Consider the following 16,889-nt stretch of genomic DNA (forward strand, 5'->3'; position numbering starts at 1 on the left):
GGGTGAATCAAAAGATTCGCCCTTTTTTCATTCAGTAAGCCAGTCCTACCCGTTTTCTGACAAACTGCGGGCTGATCAACTCGCGGTACAGAAAATGCGCCGTGTCTCCGACTGTGATTTCGGCGCCGTCTTCAGGAAGGCGATCCTGTTCGAACCGGTAAACTCCGGCAGCGTCTCCGTCAGGAAGGTAGGTAGGGCAGATGATCGTCCAGTCAAGATCCTCTGCCAGCAGCATCTCGTATACGCGGGCGTGTTCCTTTGCGGCTCTTGTTGATTTTCGTTTTGATTCTGCCGATTCAAAACGGTATTGATCAGGCATAAGCCGTGATTGAAGGATACCCGCGGTGCCGATCGTAATCAGACGCTGAACATGATGCCGTTTCATGCCGTCTATTATATGGGTCATAGCGGCTGAAAGGGTATCGTCACCGTCCGTGCCGAGACAGCTCACGACTGTGTCCGCTTTGGAAATCAATCGGCTGACATCTTCCCGCCGCCTCGCATTCCCTGTTATGATCTGTTTTTCAGGAATGGGAAGGACTGTTCCGGCTGATCTGACAAGAGCGAATATTTCCATGTGTCCATGTTTCTGCGCTTCTTTTATAAAAGCCTGTCCGACTCTTCCCGTTGCTCCGAGTAAAGCGATGTTCATGTAAAAAACCTCCTCGCCGCTCATTATATCATTCAAAGCAGCGGGGAAAAGAATGCCTGTGAATAAACGGGAAATGGTGGGCAACATATTCATTGACCAAAGAAACACTTACGAACTGAAACAGCTCCCAATTGACTGAGGCAATGAATGACATGTTTTCCCTCCTTTTTTCCTAGGGTATGTGGAATAGGAAAAAAGGGTGACGGCATAAAAGAAGACGCGGTATCCCGCGCCTTCTGTAAGCCATTTATTGAGTTATTGTACGCCTTGGCCGCCCATGTTCTGCTGTGCGAAAGATACTAAACGTTTCGTGATTTCTCCTCCGACAGAACCGTTTGCACGAGAAGTTGTTTCTCCGCCAAGGTTTACGCCGAACTCAGAAGCAATTTCGTATTTCATTTGGTCGATTGCTTGAGCAGCGCCGGGTACTAATAGTTGGTTTGAAGAGTTGTTGTTTGCCATTTGTATGATCTCCTTTATTAAGTAGTATGGTTGGGTTTGCTGGAATTGCACCAGCCGATGATTTTCGGAATGAAAACCATTGCCAGCTCGGCTTCACCCAATGCTGTTTGCCGCTTTGTACTACGTATTATGGTGAATCAAACGGCATCTCATTCGGAAAACCGGGTGGTAAATAGCGGAAGGAAAAAGAAAAGCCCAGCCTGATGCGGCTGAGCTTTTAGCTTTCAGTCATATATGTGATAAAGCATTAATTCGTGCAGCTCTTTTACGAGAGCCGGCTCTTCTTTTCCCGGATGTGTGTGTCCCCATTCAATGTCACCGGACTTATGGTAAACCCCTTCGTAATGCGTACCCTGCCAGTAAAATGAAATCCGCCATCCGGGCAGTTTCTCTTTTTTGAATAACGGTTTCCAGCTGAAGTGCGAAATCATGACGTTCACGCTTCTTGTAGGAAATGTTGATCTTGTTCATTGTAGCTCATCATTCTGTGCCTGTCCCGGGTAAAACCAAAAAAAGACAGCCTCACCGCCAAAGTTTTTCCGGGGCGGTGATGGACCGTTCTGATAAATAGGACGCGTATTCAAAATTTCTCCGTTTTGTCAGGTAATCGACCGATCTCAGCTTCGGATGGGAAAAAATGCTGCGCCCGGGGCGGGAATTGGCTTCAAACATCCAAACTTTCCCTGAATGATCGACGCCGAGGTCAAAACCGATTTCGCCGATAAAACCTTCAATGTGCTCATTTAACACGCGGCTGACCGCCAAGGCGGCTTTTGAAAGTTTCCGCATCATGCCGACTCTCTCTCGCGGATCGCCGTATAATTCAGCTAACGTCCTGACTTCTCCGCCGGTTGCCAGATGCGTCGTGATGCTGTTTTCACCGGAAATTTTTGCTGCAATGGCCGTCACTGTCCATTTCCCCTCGGCGTTTTTATTCGTGTGCACCCTGAAATCGACGGGGCGTCCATCCAGCCGGATCAGGTCAATGCCTTGCTGAATTAAAAATGCGGACGGGTCATTGTTTTCTTTAAATGATTTCATGAAGGATGCCGCATCTGAATACTCTGCCGTCACCACCGTTTTTTCCTCATTCGTGTGTTTGACAGATAAGCCGGCATCTGTTTTTTCCACCCTGTAAATCCCCGTTCCGAGTGCGCCGTCTGCAGGTTTGATATAGACGGTGTCAAATGTGTTGCATAACGTCTCTAACGCCTCTGCATTCGGGTGCAGGACAGATTTTGGCAGGAGTGAAGCGGTGAGGCTGTTTTTTTCCAGAAGCTTATGAATGTCCCATTTATTAAAGAATTGCGGATTAAACCACGGAATCTGATAGTCATTCATCAGCCTCTGTTTTGTCTGCTGTAAAAGCGGAACTCCTTCCGTTTTTCGGCTCGGGAGCCTGTCATATACGACATTCGGAAGCGGGACGGACGTCCGTTTCCAGCTGTTTTCTTTATAAATCAGCGCTTGGACGGTGCCTTCTTCCCAGTTGATCTGATGAGCTCCGAAAACGAAACAATATCCGTTCGCCTGTTCATGAAGTGAGAGCATCTTGGAAAAGAAGGCTGTACGGTCTCTTAACGGGCGGGACGGCGATGATGTGAAACCGGCTGTGAAAACGCCGATCAGCGGTCCGATGTGCACCGTCTGGCCGTGTATGAGAAAGTCAGCCCGGCTTTTATACGGTATCAACAGCTCCTCAAACAAATCTTCAGAAAGGAGCGCGCTTTTTTCAAGTGATTGAGAAAAGGCTACACGGCATTTGACAACCTTGGTCCCGAAGGCAGCGGATAAAAGCCCTTCCCGTTTCATGGAGGAGGGGAGAAACAGCGTATTTTTGCTTTTTTTATCGATGCCGACAATCATCCCTTTATGATTCACGCGGTAATACTCCCTTCCTGCTGTCCTGTGACTGAAGTTCGCGGAAGCGTCTCAGCGGACCCGTATACAAATCCTCTTTTGCCTCCGGAGCCACGCTTAAAATAGCTTTCCGTCCCGGCTTTGAATTGACATCCAAAAGCCAGATGCGTCCGTCTTTGGCATAACAAATATCGAGCCCCAGCTCAAACAGCGGTCCGAACCGTTCATCAAGGAAATAAGGAACGGATTGGGTGATCGAAAAGACATCATCCAATAAAACGGCCTGCTGCTTTCTCGGAATTTCCTCAAACCATGTGTCAAACTTAATCGGTTCTGATCCTCCGGGCAAATGAGATAAAAGACCGTTCTGATAACCCCTTCTGACCGCTTTTCCGACCGTTTCCCAAACGCCTGACTCCGTTTTGCGCATGAAAATGCGGATGTCGCACGGATGCCGTTCTTTATCCTGGATATTTAAGTAGGATTGAAGCAAATAGCGGTGCTGCAGCACTTTTTTGCACCAAGACTTAAAAGACACGTGATTGGAAAATGATTTTGTTTGTTTGTTTTTTCCGATATAGTAAGTGGCGGTAATTGATTTTTTGCCTGTTTCAAGCAGGATGATGCCTCTGCCTCCCGCGCCGAAAGCGGGCTTAAGTATACATGCTTTTTCCTTGGCTAAGTATAATTGCACCTGTTCATAGCGGCTGACTTCGGCCGTTTCAGGAATATAGGGACTGATCAGATGATGCTTTTGGAGCGCATCTGTAACCGTCCATTTATCAGGAAGCCCCCGCCCGATAAATTCCGTTTTCGGATATTTTTTCAGCCATTCGACGATCGGTTTGGCTTTTTGCGCTTCAGCGGATTTTCCGTAAAAACAGCGGTCGTAAATATATTCGGGAATATCGATTTCCGTTTCGTTCCACTTTCCGCTTTGCGGGTGATAGACGAGCGCTTTCACGCGCAAAGAATCCGGAAATATATCAAACGGTGTAAAGCGGGCTAAGCGCACATTATATTGAGGCGCTCTTTCAGCCAATTCCCCGGCGTAATCTTCTTCGTGCCGGCGGGATACAGACATAAAACCGAGTGTTGTCATATTACTACTCCCCCTTTATTCAAAAAGCCGCTGATGGAACGGCCCTTCCATCCAATAAATATGCTAAGCGCATCATAAAAGATGATCTACTGTAAAGAGTACGAAACAGCATCTTGCCTTATTCCTCACAAACAACAATTCAGGTTCTTCATTTGCCCGCATGCCCGCCAGCCTCTATAATACGAATAGATATATCATCAAGAAAATTGAACATAAGATGGAGGCAGAAGAAAAGGAATGGGCATAGCAGGAACGTTTCTATTTATGATTGTGATCGGGGCCGCGATCGGCGCGGTGACGAATCATCTTGCCATTCAGATGTTATTTCGTCCGTACCGGCCGTATTACCTGTTCGGAAAACGGGTTCCGTTTACGCCGGGGCTGATCCCGAAAAGACGGGATGAATTGGCAAAACAAATGGGGCTCATGGTGACGAACCACCTTTTAACCCCGGAAGGAATAAAAAAGCGGCTTTTATCAGATAACGTTAAAAACCAGGCGCTTCTTTTCGCCGAACAATTCACGCAAAAAATGGCCGCTTCCGAGATGACGGTGCACGAAGCTTTGGCCGCCGCGGGCATTCGGAATCCGCAGGAAAAGACGGATGCCTGGATTGACCGTTTTACCGATGAAAAGCTTTCGGACCTGTACCGGAAATATGAGCACCGCGCCATCAAAGACTGGCTTCCTGATGAGCTGCAGGAAAAGCTGGATGAAAAAATCCCGCTGGCCGCAGATTATATCCTGAAGCGTAGCATTGATTATTTTGAGAGCGAAGAAGGGAAAGACAGACTCGGAAATATGATTGACGACTTTTTGAATTCCCGGGGGATGCTCGGCGGCATGGTGCAGATGTTCCTCGGCAATTCAAGCTTGGCAGACCGTGTGCTGCCTGAGCTGTTAAAGTTTTTGCGCAATGAGGAAACGAAAAAGCTTCTGGCTGATCTGCTTTCTCAAGAATGGGGCAAGCTCAAATCTTATACACTTTATGAGGCCGATGAAAAGTGGAATGCGAAAGATCTGCTGTTCAGCATGAAAAAGCGGGCTTTGGCCGCACTTCAAACCGCGCCCTTTTTCGAATGCCGGCTCGGTGACATCATCTCCCGTTATGAAGGGGAGATTACGGGGACGTACGCGCCGAAGCTGCTTGATGCGGCACTCGGCAGTATTGCCGCTCATTTGGAGGATGTGCTGAAACGGCTGCGTCTTGAGGAAGTGGTCAAAGAGCAGGTTGATCAGTTTCCCGTTGAACGGCTGGAAGAAATGGTGCTGTCGATTTCCAAGAGAGAATTTAAGATGATAACGTATTTAGGCGGTCTGCTCGGCGGGATAATCGGAGCAATTCAGGCTTTGTTTGTCATTCTTTTCTAAGGAAAACATACGCCGATGATGAAAGTCGCTCCGCAGTCTGTTATAGTGGAGTGGTATGTCCGAAAGGAAGAAAGGAGCGGTTACTATGGCAGTTCATTTTTATGATGCAGCATATGATCTTGAAAAAGCTTTGCGAAACAGTGATGAATACAGCCGTCTGAGAGGGCTTTATGATCAAGTAAACGCAGATGAATCCGCAAAACGCATGTTTGATAACTTCCGCAATGTACAGATGCAGCTGCAGCAGAAACAGATGTCAGGTGAAGAAATCACTCAGGAAGAGGTAGAGCAGGCACAAAAAACGGTTGCTCTCGTACAGCAGCATGAATTGATTTCTCAGCTGATGGAAGCGGAACAGCGCATGAGCATGCTGATCGGCGAGTTAAACAAAATCATTATGAAACCTCTTGAAGAGCTTTACGGCAGCCCGCAATAAGCTCCAAACCCCTCCATCTATGAAATGGAGGGGTTTTTTTATTCAACAGAAAAATCAAGCGAACCTTTTACCGTTCCGTTAATGATGACAGACAGAGTGTGAATTCCCCGATAATGCTTGCGGGTGGTTAAATCTTTAAGGGAATGACGTTTGCTGAAGGCTTTTACGTTTCCGTTATCCATGGCGGACTCCGACATCTTAAACACCTTGCGGCTGCGGTGCCCCCTTTTCTTTACAAAATCAATCGCGTATTCAACCCTGACTTTTTGCCGGGCGGCTGAGCGGATCTGAAAAGAAAAATGTATGCTTGTTCCGATGGCGGCCGTTTCCGAATTCAGTGTAAAACGTTCCAATGAAATCCGGGAGGCGTCTTCAAACCCGAAAATCGCAAGCGCCTGTTTGTCTCCTCTTTTTAACAGTGTCCTGCAGGCGTGCTTCAAAATCCAATCCGTGTGCGGACAGCTTCCGAACCGCTCGGCTGCGGTCTGTGCCAGAAGATCCGGATGGGTTTTGGAGATGTCATTCAGGTTATTCGCCACGCTTTTTCTGACATATAACGAGTCATCCTGCATCAAGCGGTCCAGAACAGGGAGAATCGGAGAAGGATCTTCAAGAAGAGCCGGAATGGAGATTCCCCACGGCAGGCGCGGTCTTGAGCCCTCGCTGGCAAGCCTTCTGACATGTTCGTCCGGATGCTCCGTCCAGGAAAGGAACTCTTTGAACATCCGCTCCCGGTCAAGCCTGATATACGGGCGGACCGCAAATTCGGAAGTGGAAAAACGAGTGAAAAACTGAAGCGCCTTCATTGATTCTTCCCAGTGATCCGTTCCGTACTGTTGGACATAATCGGGAAAAATAATCCCGGCGAGCCCTGTGAAATGGGGAGCTGTCTCATATAAGACGTCAAGCGCCCGTATGTAATCCTTCGGCAGTGTTTCATATAAAGAGTCTGTGATCCGGCGCATCCGCTGTTTTAACGTCAGTCCGGGCCAATCTTCCTGAAATATCAGCGCCCGGCACTTGTCCCGCTCAAAAGCCGGATACGCCGATTTGACTCTGTGCAGAAGTGCTTCTGCAAATTCTTCGTTATAAATATCTTTTAATAGAGACATGACAGTCACCGCTTTTTTTCTTTTATTATATGCGAATATACGTTCCCTTTCAACTTTATCATACATTCAGCACAGATATTCCCCCTGATTTTTTTAGTTAAAAAAACCCTTGTTTTTTAACAATATTATTGAGATAATAACTCTGAAAGCGCCTACACTTACAGATGATCTAAGGATACGGTCGCCTATACTGCCTGGTATGTTAAGGGGTAGCAACAGAGAGTAAGTGAAACGAGCGCATCAACGGTCAAATAAGGGGTTCCTGATATATTTCGTTAATAGAAATGCACATTGGGGAGAAGGCAGCAAATCGATCGTATCCCAACAAAACGACAGTTCAAAGTCTGCTTGAGGCAGGCTTTTTTGCTGCGGAGAAAAGGTTGTTCTAAACAAAGAGACAGGGTCATATCCTAATGACAAGTACAGTCATCAAGGAGGGGGACTTCTCTGTGTCAAAACAAATGCTGGCGTTAAATATAGACGGAGCGCTTCTTCGCTCCAACGGCAAACTTCATCAGACGACAAAGGATGCCATCGAATACGTCAAGAAAAAAGGGATTTACGTCACACTGGTCACAAACCGCCATTTTCGCTCCGCTCAAAAAGTGGCGAAAATATTAAAGCTGAATGCAAAATTGATTACCCACAGCGGCGCATACATTTCTGAAAAAATAGATGAGCCGTTTTTTGAAAAGAAAATATCAGAAGATCACACGTTTAATATCGTTCAGGTGCTGGAAAGCTATCAATGCAATATCCGGCTTCTTCACGAAAAATATTCGATCGGTAACAAGAAGAAAGTGAACTCCAATCTGGTCGGGAAAACGATGATTCATCCGTCTGACCCGATCTTTTATCCGGTGCAGTTTGTCGAATCATTAAGTGACCTGCTCCTTGATGAGCCGGTTTCAGCGCCCGTCATTGAAGTGCATGCTGAAGATGGCCTGCAGGCTGATATAACGGATACGATAATGAAAGCATTCCCGGCCGTCGATGTGATCCGCGTCAACGGAGAAAAACTGAACATCGTGCCTAAAGGGGTTTCAAAAGAAAGCGGACTTTCGATGGTCGCCGCTGATCTCGGGCTTTCAATGGAAGAGGTTGTGGCTATCGGCCATCAGGAAGATGATCTGCCGATGATCGAGCTGGCCGGTCTCGGCGTCGCGATGGGGAATGCTTCAAATGAATTAAAAAGAAAAGCGGACTGGGTGACAAGGTCAAATGATGAACAGGGAGTGGCTTATATGATTAAGGAATATTTCCGCATGCAGCACCGCAAAGGCTTTCTCGATAAGTTCCATATGAAACGGCCGTAATCAAGAGCCGCAGACGCGAAACGCCGGTCTGCGGCTTTTTCGCGGATTGATTTTAGCCTGTTCTTTCTGTACACTAAAGAAAGTTTTGAATCTGAAAAATAAGGTGATCACATTGCAAATAAAAATAGACGGCATATCGGATGACAGGCTGCATCGTCCGCTGCAAAACATCGCGAATTTATTTTTTGAAGAGTGTGTTCTTGCGTACGGCGAAACGGAGGAACCCTCTGATCTCGTCATCTCACTTGCCATTTCTCAAGATGCAGACAGCGTGTCGGTATCCGGAGAAATCAAAGGAACCGGCGAAAAGGAACATCACACGAAACCGCTTCTTGCCGGATGGAGCGAAAAAGAAGTATTTAAACAGGTGAAAAACACGCTGTCATATGTCTACTTAAATCTTCTTCAATCGCATACGGGCATGACACAAAAATGGGGAATCTTAACCGGCATCAGGCCTACTAAACTTCTTCATAAAAAGCTGCAGAGCGGCCTGACAAAAGAAGAGGCGCATGCCGATCTGAAAAAAGATTATCTGATCCATGATGAAAAAATCAATCTGATGCAGGAGATTGTCGACCGTCAGCTCGCTGCGGTTCCCGATCTGTACCGGGTCAAAGATGAAGTCAGCATATATATCGGCATCCCGTTCTGCCCGACAAAATGCGCCTACTGCACGTTTCCGGCTTATGCCATTCAAGGACAGGCGGGAAGAGTCGGCTCCTTTTTATGGGGGCTTCACTATGAAATGCAGAAAATCGGAGAATGGCTGAAGCGGCATGATATCAAAGTGACGACCATTTATTTCGGCGGCGGCACGCCGACAAGCATTACCGCTGAAGAAATGGATCTTTTATATGAAGAAATGGTCCGCTCTTTCCCGGATGTCGCAAATATCAGGGAGATTACCGTTGAAGCGGGCCGTCCCGACACGATTACGGAGGAAAAGCTTGCCGTTTTAAATAAGTATAAGATTGACAGAATCAGCATCAACCCGCAATCTTATGAAAACGAAACGCTTAAGGCCATCGGCAGACACCATACCGTTGAAGAAACCATCGAAAAATACCATCTTTCCCGCAAACACGGCATGAATAATATCAACATGGACCTGATCATCGGTCTGCCGGGAGAAGGGACGGCTGAGTTCAGGCACAGTCTTGAAGAAACGGAAAAGCTGATGCCTGAATCTTTGACCGTTCATACGCTTTCTTTTAAACGGGCGTCAGAAATGACGAGAAACAAGCATAAGTATAAAGTTGCCGACAGACAGGAAGTGTCCCGCATGATGGATGACGCCGTCCGCTGGACAAAAGAGCACGGCTATACGCCGTACTACTTGTACCGGCAGAAAAACATTCTCGGAAACCTTGAAAATGTCGGCTACTCCTTCCCGGGTCAGGAAAGCATCTACAACATTATGATTATGGAAGAAGTGCAGACGATTATCGGTATCGGCTGCGGCGCGGCAAGCAAATTCATTCATCCGGAAACCGGAAAAATCACGCACTTCGCCAATCCGAAAGACCCGAAATCATATAATGACCGATTCGAGCATTATACAGAAGAGAAAATCAAATACTTAGATGAGATGTTCGTCAAATCTGCATTATAATATCAAAAACGGCACGGAATCAGCGTGCCGTTTTTTTATGTTTAACCGTCTGTAAAAACGGGAAAAGATCATCAGACTGTTATTCGCAAGAGGTGCATAATATGTATGATGTCATAGGAGCGGGAATCGGGCCGTTTAATTTAGGGCTTGCCGCATTGTTAGAGGATATACCCGGAACAGACGCTCTTTTTTTCGATAAAAAGAAAGAATTTGCGTGGCATCCCGGTCTATTAATTAAAGGAACGGATTTACAGGTGGCGTTTCTGGCGGACCTGGTCACGCTCGCCGATCCGAAAAGCCGCTACACGTTTTTAAACTTTCTCCATGAACATGACCGGCTGTACCGGTTTTATACGTTTAATGAATTTGATATTCCGAGACGGGAATTTAACGACTATTTGAGCTGGGCGGCTTCAGAAATCAAATCATGCCGTTTCGGCTCAGAGGTAATCGGCGTGAAAAATGCCGGCGGACATTATGAAGTCAGCGTCAAGAACATTGAGGACGGAAGCATCAGTGTCTATCAGACGAAGCATTTCGTCATGGGGACGGGGTCTGAACCGCTTATTCCCGCAGAGATTGATGACGGGGCGCGTCAGGACACGATGGTCAGCACGGAATATTTGTTCCGGAAAGACGAGCTCGCCGGCGCCGAATCAATTACGGTGGTCGGCTCCGGACAGAGCGCCGCGGAGATCTTTTCTGACTTATTGCATGATGAACAATACCGCCGCAGCCGGCTGCAATGGGTGACACGCTCCGCCGGATTTCGAGAATTGGAAACCGCCAAGCTCGGGCAGGAAATGTTTACACCTGATTATGTGGAATATTTTAACCGCCTGCCTTTTAAAGAACGGCTGAACACACTCCCTGAGCTGGACGGACTGCGCCACGGCATTGATTCTGACACACTTGCCGCCATTTACGACGCCCTGTATCACAGATCGATCAGCGGAGGTTCGCCTGACGTGTATATTCAGCCGATGGCGGAGCTTGAAAAAATTGAAAAGCAAAACGGGCGCTGTGTACTGAGCTTTCATCAATGGCAGATGGATGAAACTTTTACGGCCGATTCAGAAAAAGTGATATTGGCGACCGGCTTTAAACCTCATATTCCGGAATGGTTTACGGCAATCGCCCCCGATATCGAATGGGAGGATGAGAAACGGTTTAAAGTGACGGCCGATTCCCGTCTTGTCTTTAAGGACGACAGACGGCATCATTTTTTCACATTAACGAATCTTGATCATGCTCACGGAACGGGCGCTACGAATTTGAAGCTGTCTGTTTACAGAAACCAAAAAATCATCAATACCATTCTGGGAAAAGAGCATTTCTCCATTAATAAAAAAACGGCTTTTCAGCAATTTCTTCCCGCTCAAAAAAACTGACCTCTTATGAAGAGGTCAGTTTTTTTTATGATTTCTGCGGCTTCTTTTCAGGCGTCTTCCATTTGAATACGCTGTTCAGCAGGAGATATATCCGCTTCGATTCTTTCGTGAGCAAAGGGCCGAAGATGGCCAGTATCAAAACATATAAGGCGGCGAAAGGTTTAAGTGAAGCGGACAGGCCGCCGGCGATGCCGAGATTTGCGACGATAATGGAGAATTCGCCGCGGGACACAATGGTCAGCCCGATATTGGACGATGCTTTATGAGAAAGCCCCGCCCGGCGCCCGGCGATCATGCCGGCGATAAAGTTTCCGGCAATCGTCAGCAGAACGGCGCCGAGGGCAAGCCATACCGCATCTCCGAGTGAAAACGGATCAATGCTGAGGCCGAAGCTGAAGAAAAACATGGCGCCGAAAAAGTCACGGAACGGCACGACAAGATGCTCAATCCTGTCAGAATGGGCTGTCTCCGAAAACACGAGCCCGAGCAAGAGCGCGCCGATCGCTTCAGCGACATGAATCGTTTCGGAAAAGCCGGCAATGAAAAAGAGCGCGGCGAAAATGACGATGACAAATACCTCGTTTGATCGGATATCAAGCAGCTTGTTCAGCAGAGGCGGCAATTTCCGGGCGGCAATGAAAAACAGCAGCATATAGCCGAAAGCGATCACGATTGACATCAGCGCGCCCCCGACAGACGTCGCGTCTCCCAGAACAAGCCCGGAAACGACGGACAAGTAAACCGCCAGAAAGATATCCTCAAACATAATGATGCCGAGAATCAGCTCCGTTTCCGGATTGGCCGTGCGCTTTAAGTCGACAAGCACCTTTGCGACAATGGCGCTTGATGATATCGTGATGACGCCCGCCAATACAAGCACTTCCAAAAAGGAAAAGCCCGTGATAAAGCCGTAGATCAGCCCTAAACTGAAATTAATCAGAATATAAATCGTTCCGCCGGCGGCGATTGAACGTCCGGATTTGACTAATTTTCCGACCGAGAATTCAAGCCCGAGGTAAAAGAGGAGGAACAGGACGCCCATCCGTCCGAAAAATTCAATCACTTCCCGGCTTTCGATAAACGTCAGGTCAATGATGCCCGCCTGGGGCGCGTGCGGCCCGACAAGCATTCCTAAAATGATCAGGAAGGGGATGATCGAGAATTTAATTTTATTGGCGATGACACTCGCAATGGCCACAAGAACTAACGCCGTACCGACTTCAAATACGAGATGGTCCATAAACAGATCACACTCCGTCTCTGGAGAGGAAGTCTTGGATCAGTTTTTTCAGATGCTTTCTTTCACCTGAGAGGACGAGTGTATCGTTTGCTTCAAGGAGCGAATCAGCCCCCGGGTTTAAAAACTTTTTCTGGTCATGCTTTATGATGGCGATAACCGTCACGTCATAGTTTTGGCGCACATCCAGTTCGCCGAGCGTCCGCCCTGCCGCTTTTGCCCCTTTTTCAACTTTAAACCATTCGATAATCAGATCGCTGAACGCCATTTCAATCGATTCAAGCGCCTGCGGTTTGTACACCATCCCGCCGATAATCGCGGCAATCTGTCTTGCTTCCGCATCATCAAGTGAAATGCTTGCCAGAAGCTCATCAGGGTCGCGGTCATCAAATCTGTAAATTTCCCGCCTGCCGTCATCATGAATGATGATCGTCATTTTTTCATGATTTCTCGTTTCGATTTCGAATTTTTTCCCGATGCCGGGCAGATCGTTTTCTTTAATATTCATAAAAAATCCCTCCGGAATATACTGTTTTTACACCGTAAGTACAGATTGGTAATGAGAAATGGTCTGATGCCGGAGGTAATTTGACTGGTATTGTATCGGAATGGCGCATGTCCTTTCCAGTGTGGAATCAATGAATTGATCAAGAGGTTTGACAGATAACAGGGAGATCATCCGGGATAACGCACCGTATCCTTTTGACAGGCCTTGCGGAGCGGTTTTGGTTTGAACCGGCGTCTTTGCCGATTCCGTTTCCTGCGGGTAGACCGAAATTTGTACATGGCTGTCTGTTTCTGTCACCAATTGGGAAGGAAGAGCGACATCCGAAGGGGGGAACAGCACCATAAAAAAGCTCAGTAACAAGCTGAGTATCACATATTTCATTATCGGTGTTTTTCCCCCCTTTTTGTTTTGTATATCAATTTCACTATATAAAAATGTATGTTCAGTTTCAAATGATATGCATTTTTCGGTATCTGTTGACCTTGAAAAATAAAGGAGTTTCGCTTCGGGGGAAGGAATATATCATTTGAACAAAATATGTAAGCGGATTCGAGGAGGGAGTAAACATGCAGTATATTCGTTATGAAGAAAAGGGAAAGATCGCAGAGATTGTGCTGAACCGTCCTGACAGTTACAACGCGCTGAATGAACAAATGCTCCGGGAATTGGAAAATGCATGCGTTATGGCAGCCGACAGCGAAGCGCTTATCGTCCTCTTGCGGGGGGAAGGCCGGGGATTTTCCGCGGGCGGTGATATCCAGATGATGACGTCGGATCATGATTCGGGAGAATATGAACGGCTCATGAAAATGATTGAATCCATTACGCTGACGCTCTATGATATGAAAAAAATTGTGATAGCCGCCATCCACGGAGCCGCGGCGGGGCTCGGGCTGAGTTTCGCGCTGTGCGCCGATGTGGTGCTCGCCGAAGAAAACGCCCGACTCGCGATGAATTTCATCGGCATCGGATTGGTTCCCGACGGAGGAGGCCATTATTTATTAATGAGACGCGTCGGTGAGATCGAAGCGAAAAAACTGATTTGGAGCGGTGAAAAATTGCCGGCTGAAAAAGCGGTGCGGCTCAAGCTTGCCGACGGGCTGTTCAGCGGCGGCCCTGCGGAGGGGGCACAACCGTATATCGACCGATTGCTGCATGCGCCGCTGTCAGCGATGATTGAAACGAAGGCTATTTATCAGAGCCTCCATATCAGCCGGTTAAAAGACGTTTTATCTCTTGAACGAAAGGCCCAGGAAAATATGAGAAAAACGGATGATCATAAAGAGGGCATCCGCGCCTTTTTAGAAAAACGGACGCCGCAATTTAACCGGTAAAATACAGAAGCCGGAAAGCTTCTGTTATCTGTGGAATAAAATCAGCTTTCCGGCTTCATTTACCAAGCGGTGAGTACTGTTCTCAAGCTTTTTTTCCTTTAACAAAGCCTCTCCGGCGGCCTTCGCCTCCGCCTCATTATCTGCTTCGATCCGTTCATCCAGCAGCGTTTCTCCCGACGCATGGAATGCGGTCAATACATATTGTCCCATCATGTCACCCCCTTTATAGAATGATATTCGGATAAAGAATTTAAAATCCTCCATTAATTTTTACCCATTATTAGTATATAATGGGTCAAGGAAGGAGTTGGATTCGTGCTTACAATTGAAAATGTAACGAAAACATTCGGCAGCTTTACCGCTGTTGACAATTTGAACCTGCAAATACCTGAAAGGGAAATGTTCGGGCTGCTCGGCGCAAACGGCGCGGGAAAAACGACGACCTTTCGGATGATTTTAGGTCTTTTAAGCCTGACTGACGGGCATATCACCTGGAAAGGGAAGCCGGTCAATTATTCCATCAGTGAAAAAATCGGCTATCTCCCGGAAGAACGGGGGCTGTATCCGAAAGTGAAGGTGAGTGACCAGCTTGTCTATCTGGCGAGATTAAAAGGAATGAGCAAAAAAGAGGCGGAAAAAGAGCTCATGACATGGCTCGAACGCTTCGGCATTACAGATTACAAGAATAAGAAAGTCGAAGAGCTGTCAAAAGGAAACCAGCAGAAAATCCAGTTCATTTCGGCCGTCCTGCATAAGCCTGAACTGCTGATTCTCGATGAACCTTTCAGCGGTCTTGATCCGGTGAATGTCGAGCTGCTGAAAGAAGCGGTTATTTCTTTGAAAAACAGCGGCGTTTCCATCGTTTTTTCAAGCCACCGAATGGAGCATGTGGAAGAACTTTGCGAGAATTTGTGCATTCTCCAGAAGGGAAAACCCGTCGTTCAAGGCAATCTGAAAGACATTAAGCGGTCTTTCGGCAAAAAAAATGTCACCGTTCATTCAGATGATGACCTCAGCTTTTTAAAAACGCATGAAGGTGTCGTGAAATGGAAGGAAACAAATGACGGAATCAGACTGCAGGTCGCGAATGAACCGGTTTCGCAGGATATTTTCCGGGCGCTGCAAGGGAAAGGTTTTATACGGAAGTTCGAATTGGAAGAGCCGTCACTGCATGATATTTTTATAGAAAAGGTGGGGGCCGTATATGAATAAATTTTGGATTATGCTGTTTCATACATATAAAAACAAAATCGCAACAAAGTCATTCATTATTTCGACCGCCATTACCGTTTTATTAGTATTAGCGGTGACCAACCTGCAATCGATTATTTCCGTGTTTCAATCGGATGACGGCAAGCAGCAAATCGCGGTGATTGATGAAACGGGCGGGCTGTACCCGGCGTTTGCAAAACAGCTTAAAGCGGCGGATACAGACAATGATCTGCAGGCAATGGAGACGAAGGAGTCCGAAAAAGATGCCGTAAAGCGTGTCAAAGACGGTGAATGGGACGGACTGTTTATCATCAGACAGGATCAAAAAGGAACGATAACGGGAGCATACAAGGCGCTGACCATTTCTGATGAATCAGCGTATAAACTGCTCAAGCAGGCTTTAACCCAGACGAAAACCGCTGTCGAAACCGCCAAGCTCGGCATTTCGGCAGAAAAAGTCAGCAGCCTCTACACTCCGCCGGAAGTCAGCAAAGACGCGCTGGAAAAAGGGGCGAAATCTGAGGAAGAGCTCGGTCAGGTAATGGGGCTTGTATACATCATGCTGTTTGTCATCTACTTCTCAGTTATCATGTACGCAAGCATGATTGCGATGGAAGTGGCGACGGAAAAATCGTCCCGCGTCATGGAAATTTTAATTTCAAGCATGCCGCCGATTCAGCAGATGTTTGCCAAACTGTTCGGTATCGCGCTCGTGGGGATCACACAGTTTGCGGTGCTGATTGCAGCGGGTTATCTCTCACTGAAGCTGAACCCTCAAAATGATGCGTCGTCGCCGATCAGTGCATTCCTCAATTTTACGGATGTTCCCGTCTCGACGATAGTCTATGCCGTCATTTTCTATTTGCTCGGCTATTTTCTTTACGCGACGCTTGCCGCGTTTCTCGGCAGTGTTGTCAGCCGGATAGAGGACGTACAGCAGACGATTCAGCCGATGGTTTTTTTGGTCGTGGCAGGTTTTATGATCGCCATGTTCGGCATCGGCAATCCTGACGCCGGTTTTATTACCGTTACATCTTACATTCCGTTTTTCACGCCGATGATTATGTTTTTACGCGTCGGGATGCTCGATATCCCGTTTTGGCAGGCTGCGGCCGGAATCACCCTGACACTGGTCACTATTGTGATCTTTGCGGCGGTCGGCGCGAAAATTTACAAAGGCGGCGTATTGATTTACGGAAACGCCAGCGGATTCAAAGCGATCAAACAAGCGCTGCGCATCTCCAAAAAATAAATGAAACAGCCCGGAACAGCCGGGCTGTT

19 protein-coding genes are annotated in these 16,889 nt (G+C 47.3%); 8 read left to right on the forward strand and 11 right to left on the reverse strand.

The features are described 5' to 3' along the window. Nucleotides 1–31 precede the first annotated feature (31 nt). The 6 genes from L3V45_RS04865 to L3V45_RS04890 all read right to left on the reverse strand — a co-directional run bounded on the left by L3V45_RS04865 (nucleotide 32) and on the right by L3V45_RS04890 (nucleotide 4,076). Complete coding sequence (locus L3V45_RS04865) at nucleotides 32–652, reverse strand: NAD(P)-dependent oxidoreductase (RefSeq protein WP_003155285.1); 621 nt, start codon at nucleotides 650–652, stop codon at nucleotides 32–34. 28 nt (nucleotides 653–680) lie between these two features. After that, nucleotides 681–806 carry a hypothetical protein gene (locus L3V45_RS04870; RefSeq protein WP_003155283.1) on the reverse strand — a complete coding sequence of 42 codons (126 nt, stop codon included), beginning with the start codon at nucleotides 804–806 and terminating at the stop codon, nucleotides 681–683. A gap of 101 nt (nucleotides 807–907) precedes the next feature. Further along, complete coding sequence (locus L3V45_RS04875; RefSeq protein ID WP_003155280.1) at nucleotides 908–1,114, reverse strand: alpha/beta-type small acid-soluble spore protein; 207 nt, start codon at nucleotides 1,112–1,114, stop codon at nucleotides 908–910. Nucleotides 1,115–1,338: 224 nt separating this feature from the next. After that, nucleotides 1,339–1,554 (reverse strand): YheE family protein, encoded by a 216-nt coding sequence (locus L3V45_RS04880; RefSeq protein ID WP_088005359.1) that lies wholly within the window; start codon nucleotides 1,552–1,554, stop codon nucleotides 1,339–1,341. 82 nt (nucleotides 1,555–1,636) lie between these two features. Continuing rightward, complete coding sequence (locus L3V45_RS04885; protein ID WP_003155277.1) at nucleotides 1,637–2,995, reverse strand: YheC/YheD family endospore coat-associated protein; 1,359 nt, start codon at nucleotides 2,993–2,995, stop codon at nucleotides 1,637–1,639. Beyond that, complete coding sequence (locus L3V45_RS04890; protein WP_014304716.1) at nucleotides 2,985–4,076, reverse strand: YheC/YheD family endospore coat-associated protein; 1,092 nt, start codon at nucleotides 4,074–4,076, stop codon at nucleotides 2,985–2,987. Before L3V45_RS04890 ends, L3V45_RS04885 begins: the two co-directional genes overlap by 11 nt. A 237-nt stretch (nucleotides 4,077–4,313) precedes the next feature. Here L3V45_RS04890 and L3V45_RS04895 point away from each other — a divergent pair, with 237 nt between their 5' ends. After that, nucleotides 4,314–5,447, forward strand: a complete 1,134-nt coding sequence (locus L3V45_RS04895) for a DUF445 domain-containing protein (protein ID WP_003155272.1) — start codon at nucleotides 4,314–4,316, stop codon at nucleotides 5,445–5,447. 85 nt (nucleotides 5,448–5,532) lie between these two features. Continuing rightward, complete coding sequence (locus L3V45_RS04900) at nucleotides 5,533–5,883, forward strand: YlbF/YmcA family competence regulator (RefSeq protein WP_003155271.1); 351 nt, start codon at nucleotides 5,533–5,535, stop codon at nucleotides 5,881–5,883. A gap of 38 nt (nucleotides 5,884–5,921) precedes the next feature. Here the strand turns inward: L3V45_RS04900 and L3V45_RS04905 are convergent, their stop codons facing one another. Beyond that, on the reverse strand, nucleotides 5,922–7,061 hold the full coding sequence (locus L3V45_RS04905) for a DNA alkylation repair protein (RefSeq protein WP_079892051.1): 1,140 nt from the start codon (nucleotides 7,059–7,061) through the stop codon (nucleotides 5,922–5,924). Nucleotides 7,062–7,444: 383 nt separating this feature from the next. Here L3V45_RS04905 and L3V45_RS04910 point away from each other — a divergent pair, with 383 nt between their 5' ends. From L3V45_RS04910 to L3V45_RS04920, 3 genes are all read left to right on the forward strand, one after another. Beyond that, nucleotides 7,445–8,311, forward strand: coding sequence for a Cof-type HAD-IIB family hydrolase (locus L3V45_RS04910; RefSeq protein ID WP_003155269.1), 867 nt, complete (start codon nucleotides 7,445–7,447; stop codon nucleotides 8,309–8,311). A gap of 112 nt (nucleotides 8,312–8,423) precedes the next feature. Further along, nucleotides 8,424–9,926: a coproporphyrinogen III oxidase gene (locus L3V45_RS04915; RefSeq protein WP_014304720.1), complete on the forward strand. Its 1,503-nt coding sequence runs from the start codon at nucleotides 8,424–8,426 to the stop codon at nucleotides 9,924–9,926. A gap of 101 nt (nucleotides 9,927–10,027) precedes the next feature. Further along, nucleotides 10,028–11,317: a lysine N(6)-hydroxylase/L-ornithine N(5)-oxygenase family protein gene (locus L3V45_RS04920; protein WP_003155267.1), complete on the forward strand. Its 1,290-nt coding sequence runs from the start codon at nucleotides 10,028–10,030 to the stop codon at nucleotides 11,315–11,317. 25 nt (nucleotides 11,318–11,342) lie between these two features. On the opposite strand, the gene L3V45_RS04925 is transcribed toward L3V45_RS04920, so the two are convergent. Genes L3V45_RS04925 through L3V45_RS04935 form a run of 3 tightly spaced genes read right to left on the reverse strand, consistent with a single transcriptional unit; the run spans nucleotide 11,343 to nucleotide 13,443 of the window. Further along, the gene (locus L3V45_RS04925) at nucleotides 11,343–12,557 is read right to left on the reverse strand and encodes a cation:proton antiporter (RefSeq protein ID WP_003155266.1); all 1,215 of its coding nucleotides are present in this window, start codon (nucleotides 12,555–12,557) and stop codon (nucleotides 11,343–11,345) included. Between the two features lie 7 nt (nucleotides 12,558–12,564). Next, complete coding sequence (locus L3V45_RS04930) at nucleotides 12,565–13,062, reverse strand: cation:proton antiporter regulatory subunit (protein WP_003155265.1); 498 nt, start codon at nucleotides 13,060–13,062, stop codon at nucleotides 12,565–12,567. A gap of 27 nt (nucleotides 13,063–13,089) precedes the next feature. After that, a complete protein-coding gene (locus tag L3V45_RS04935; protein ID WP_015388483.1) occupies nucleotides 13,090–13,443 on the reverse strand; it encodes a hypothetical protein in 354 nt (117 codons plus the stop codon). Nucleotides 13,444–13,628: 185 nt separating this feature from the next. Between L3V45_RS04935 and L3V45_RS04940 the strand changes: the two genes are divergently transcribed. Beyond that, complete coding sequence (locus L3V45_RS04940; protein WP_007409232.1) at nucleotides 13,629–14,396, forward strand: enoyl-CoA hydratase; 768 nt, start codon at nucleotides 13,629–13,631, stop codon at nucleotides 14,394–14,396. A 24-nt stretch (nucleotides 14,397–14,420) separates the two neighbouring features. On the opposite strand, the gene L3V45_RS04945 is transcribed toward L3V45_RS04940, so the two are convergent. Beyond that, nucleotides 14,421–14,606 (reverse strand): YhzD family protein, encoded by a 186-nt coding sequence (locus tag L3V45_RS04945; protein WP_003155259.1) that lies wholly within the window; start codon nucleotides 14,604–14,606, stop codon nucleotides 14,421–14,423. A 105-nt stretch (nucleotides 14,607–14,711) separates the two neighbouring features. Between L3V45_RS04945 and L3V45_RS04950 the strand changes: the two genes are divergently transcribed. Next, nucleotides 14,712–15,608, forward strand: coding sequence for an ABC transporter ATP-binding protein (locus L3V45_RS04950; RefSeq protein WP_003155257.1), 897 nt, complete (start codon nucleotides 14,712–14,714; stop codon nucleotides 15,606–15,608). Then, nucleotides 15,601–16,860: an ABC transporter permease gene (locus L3V45_RS04955; protein ID WP_020955581.1), complete on the forward strand. Its 1,260-nt coding sequence runs from the start codon at nucleotides 15,601–15,603 to the stop codon at nucleotides 16,858–16,860. Before L3V45_RS04950 ends, L3V45_RS04955 begins: the two co-directional genes overlap by 8 nt. Nucleotides 16,861–16,889 lie beyond the last annotated feature (29 nt).

The organism is Bacillus sp. R45, from assembly GCF_021729365.1.
Lineage (GTDB): Bacteria > Bacillota > Bacilli > Bacillales > Bacillaceae > Bacillus > Bacillus velezensis.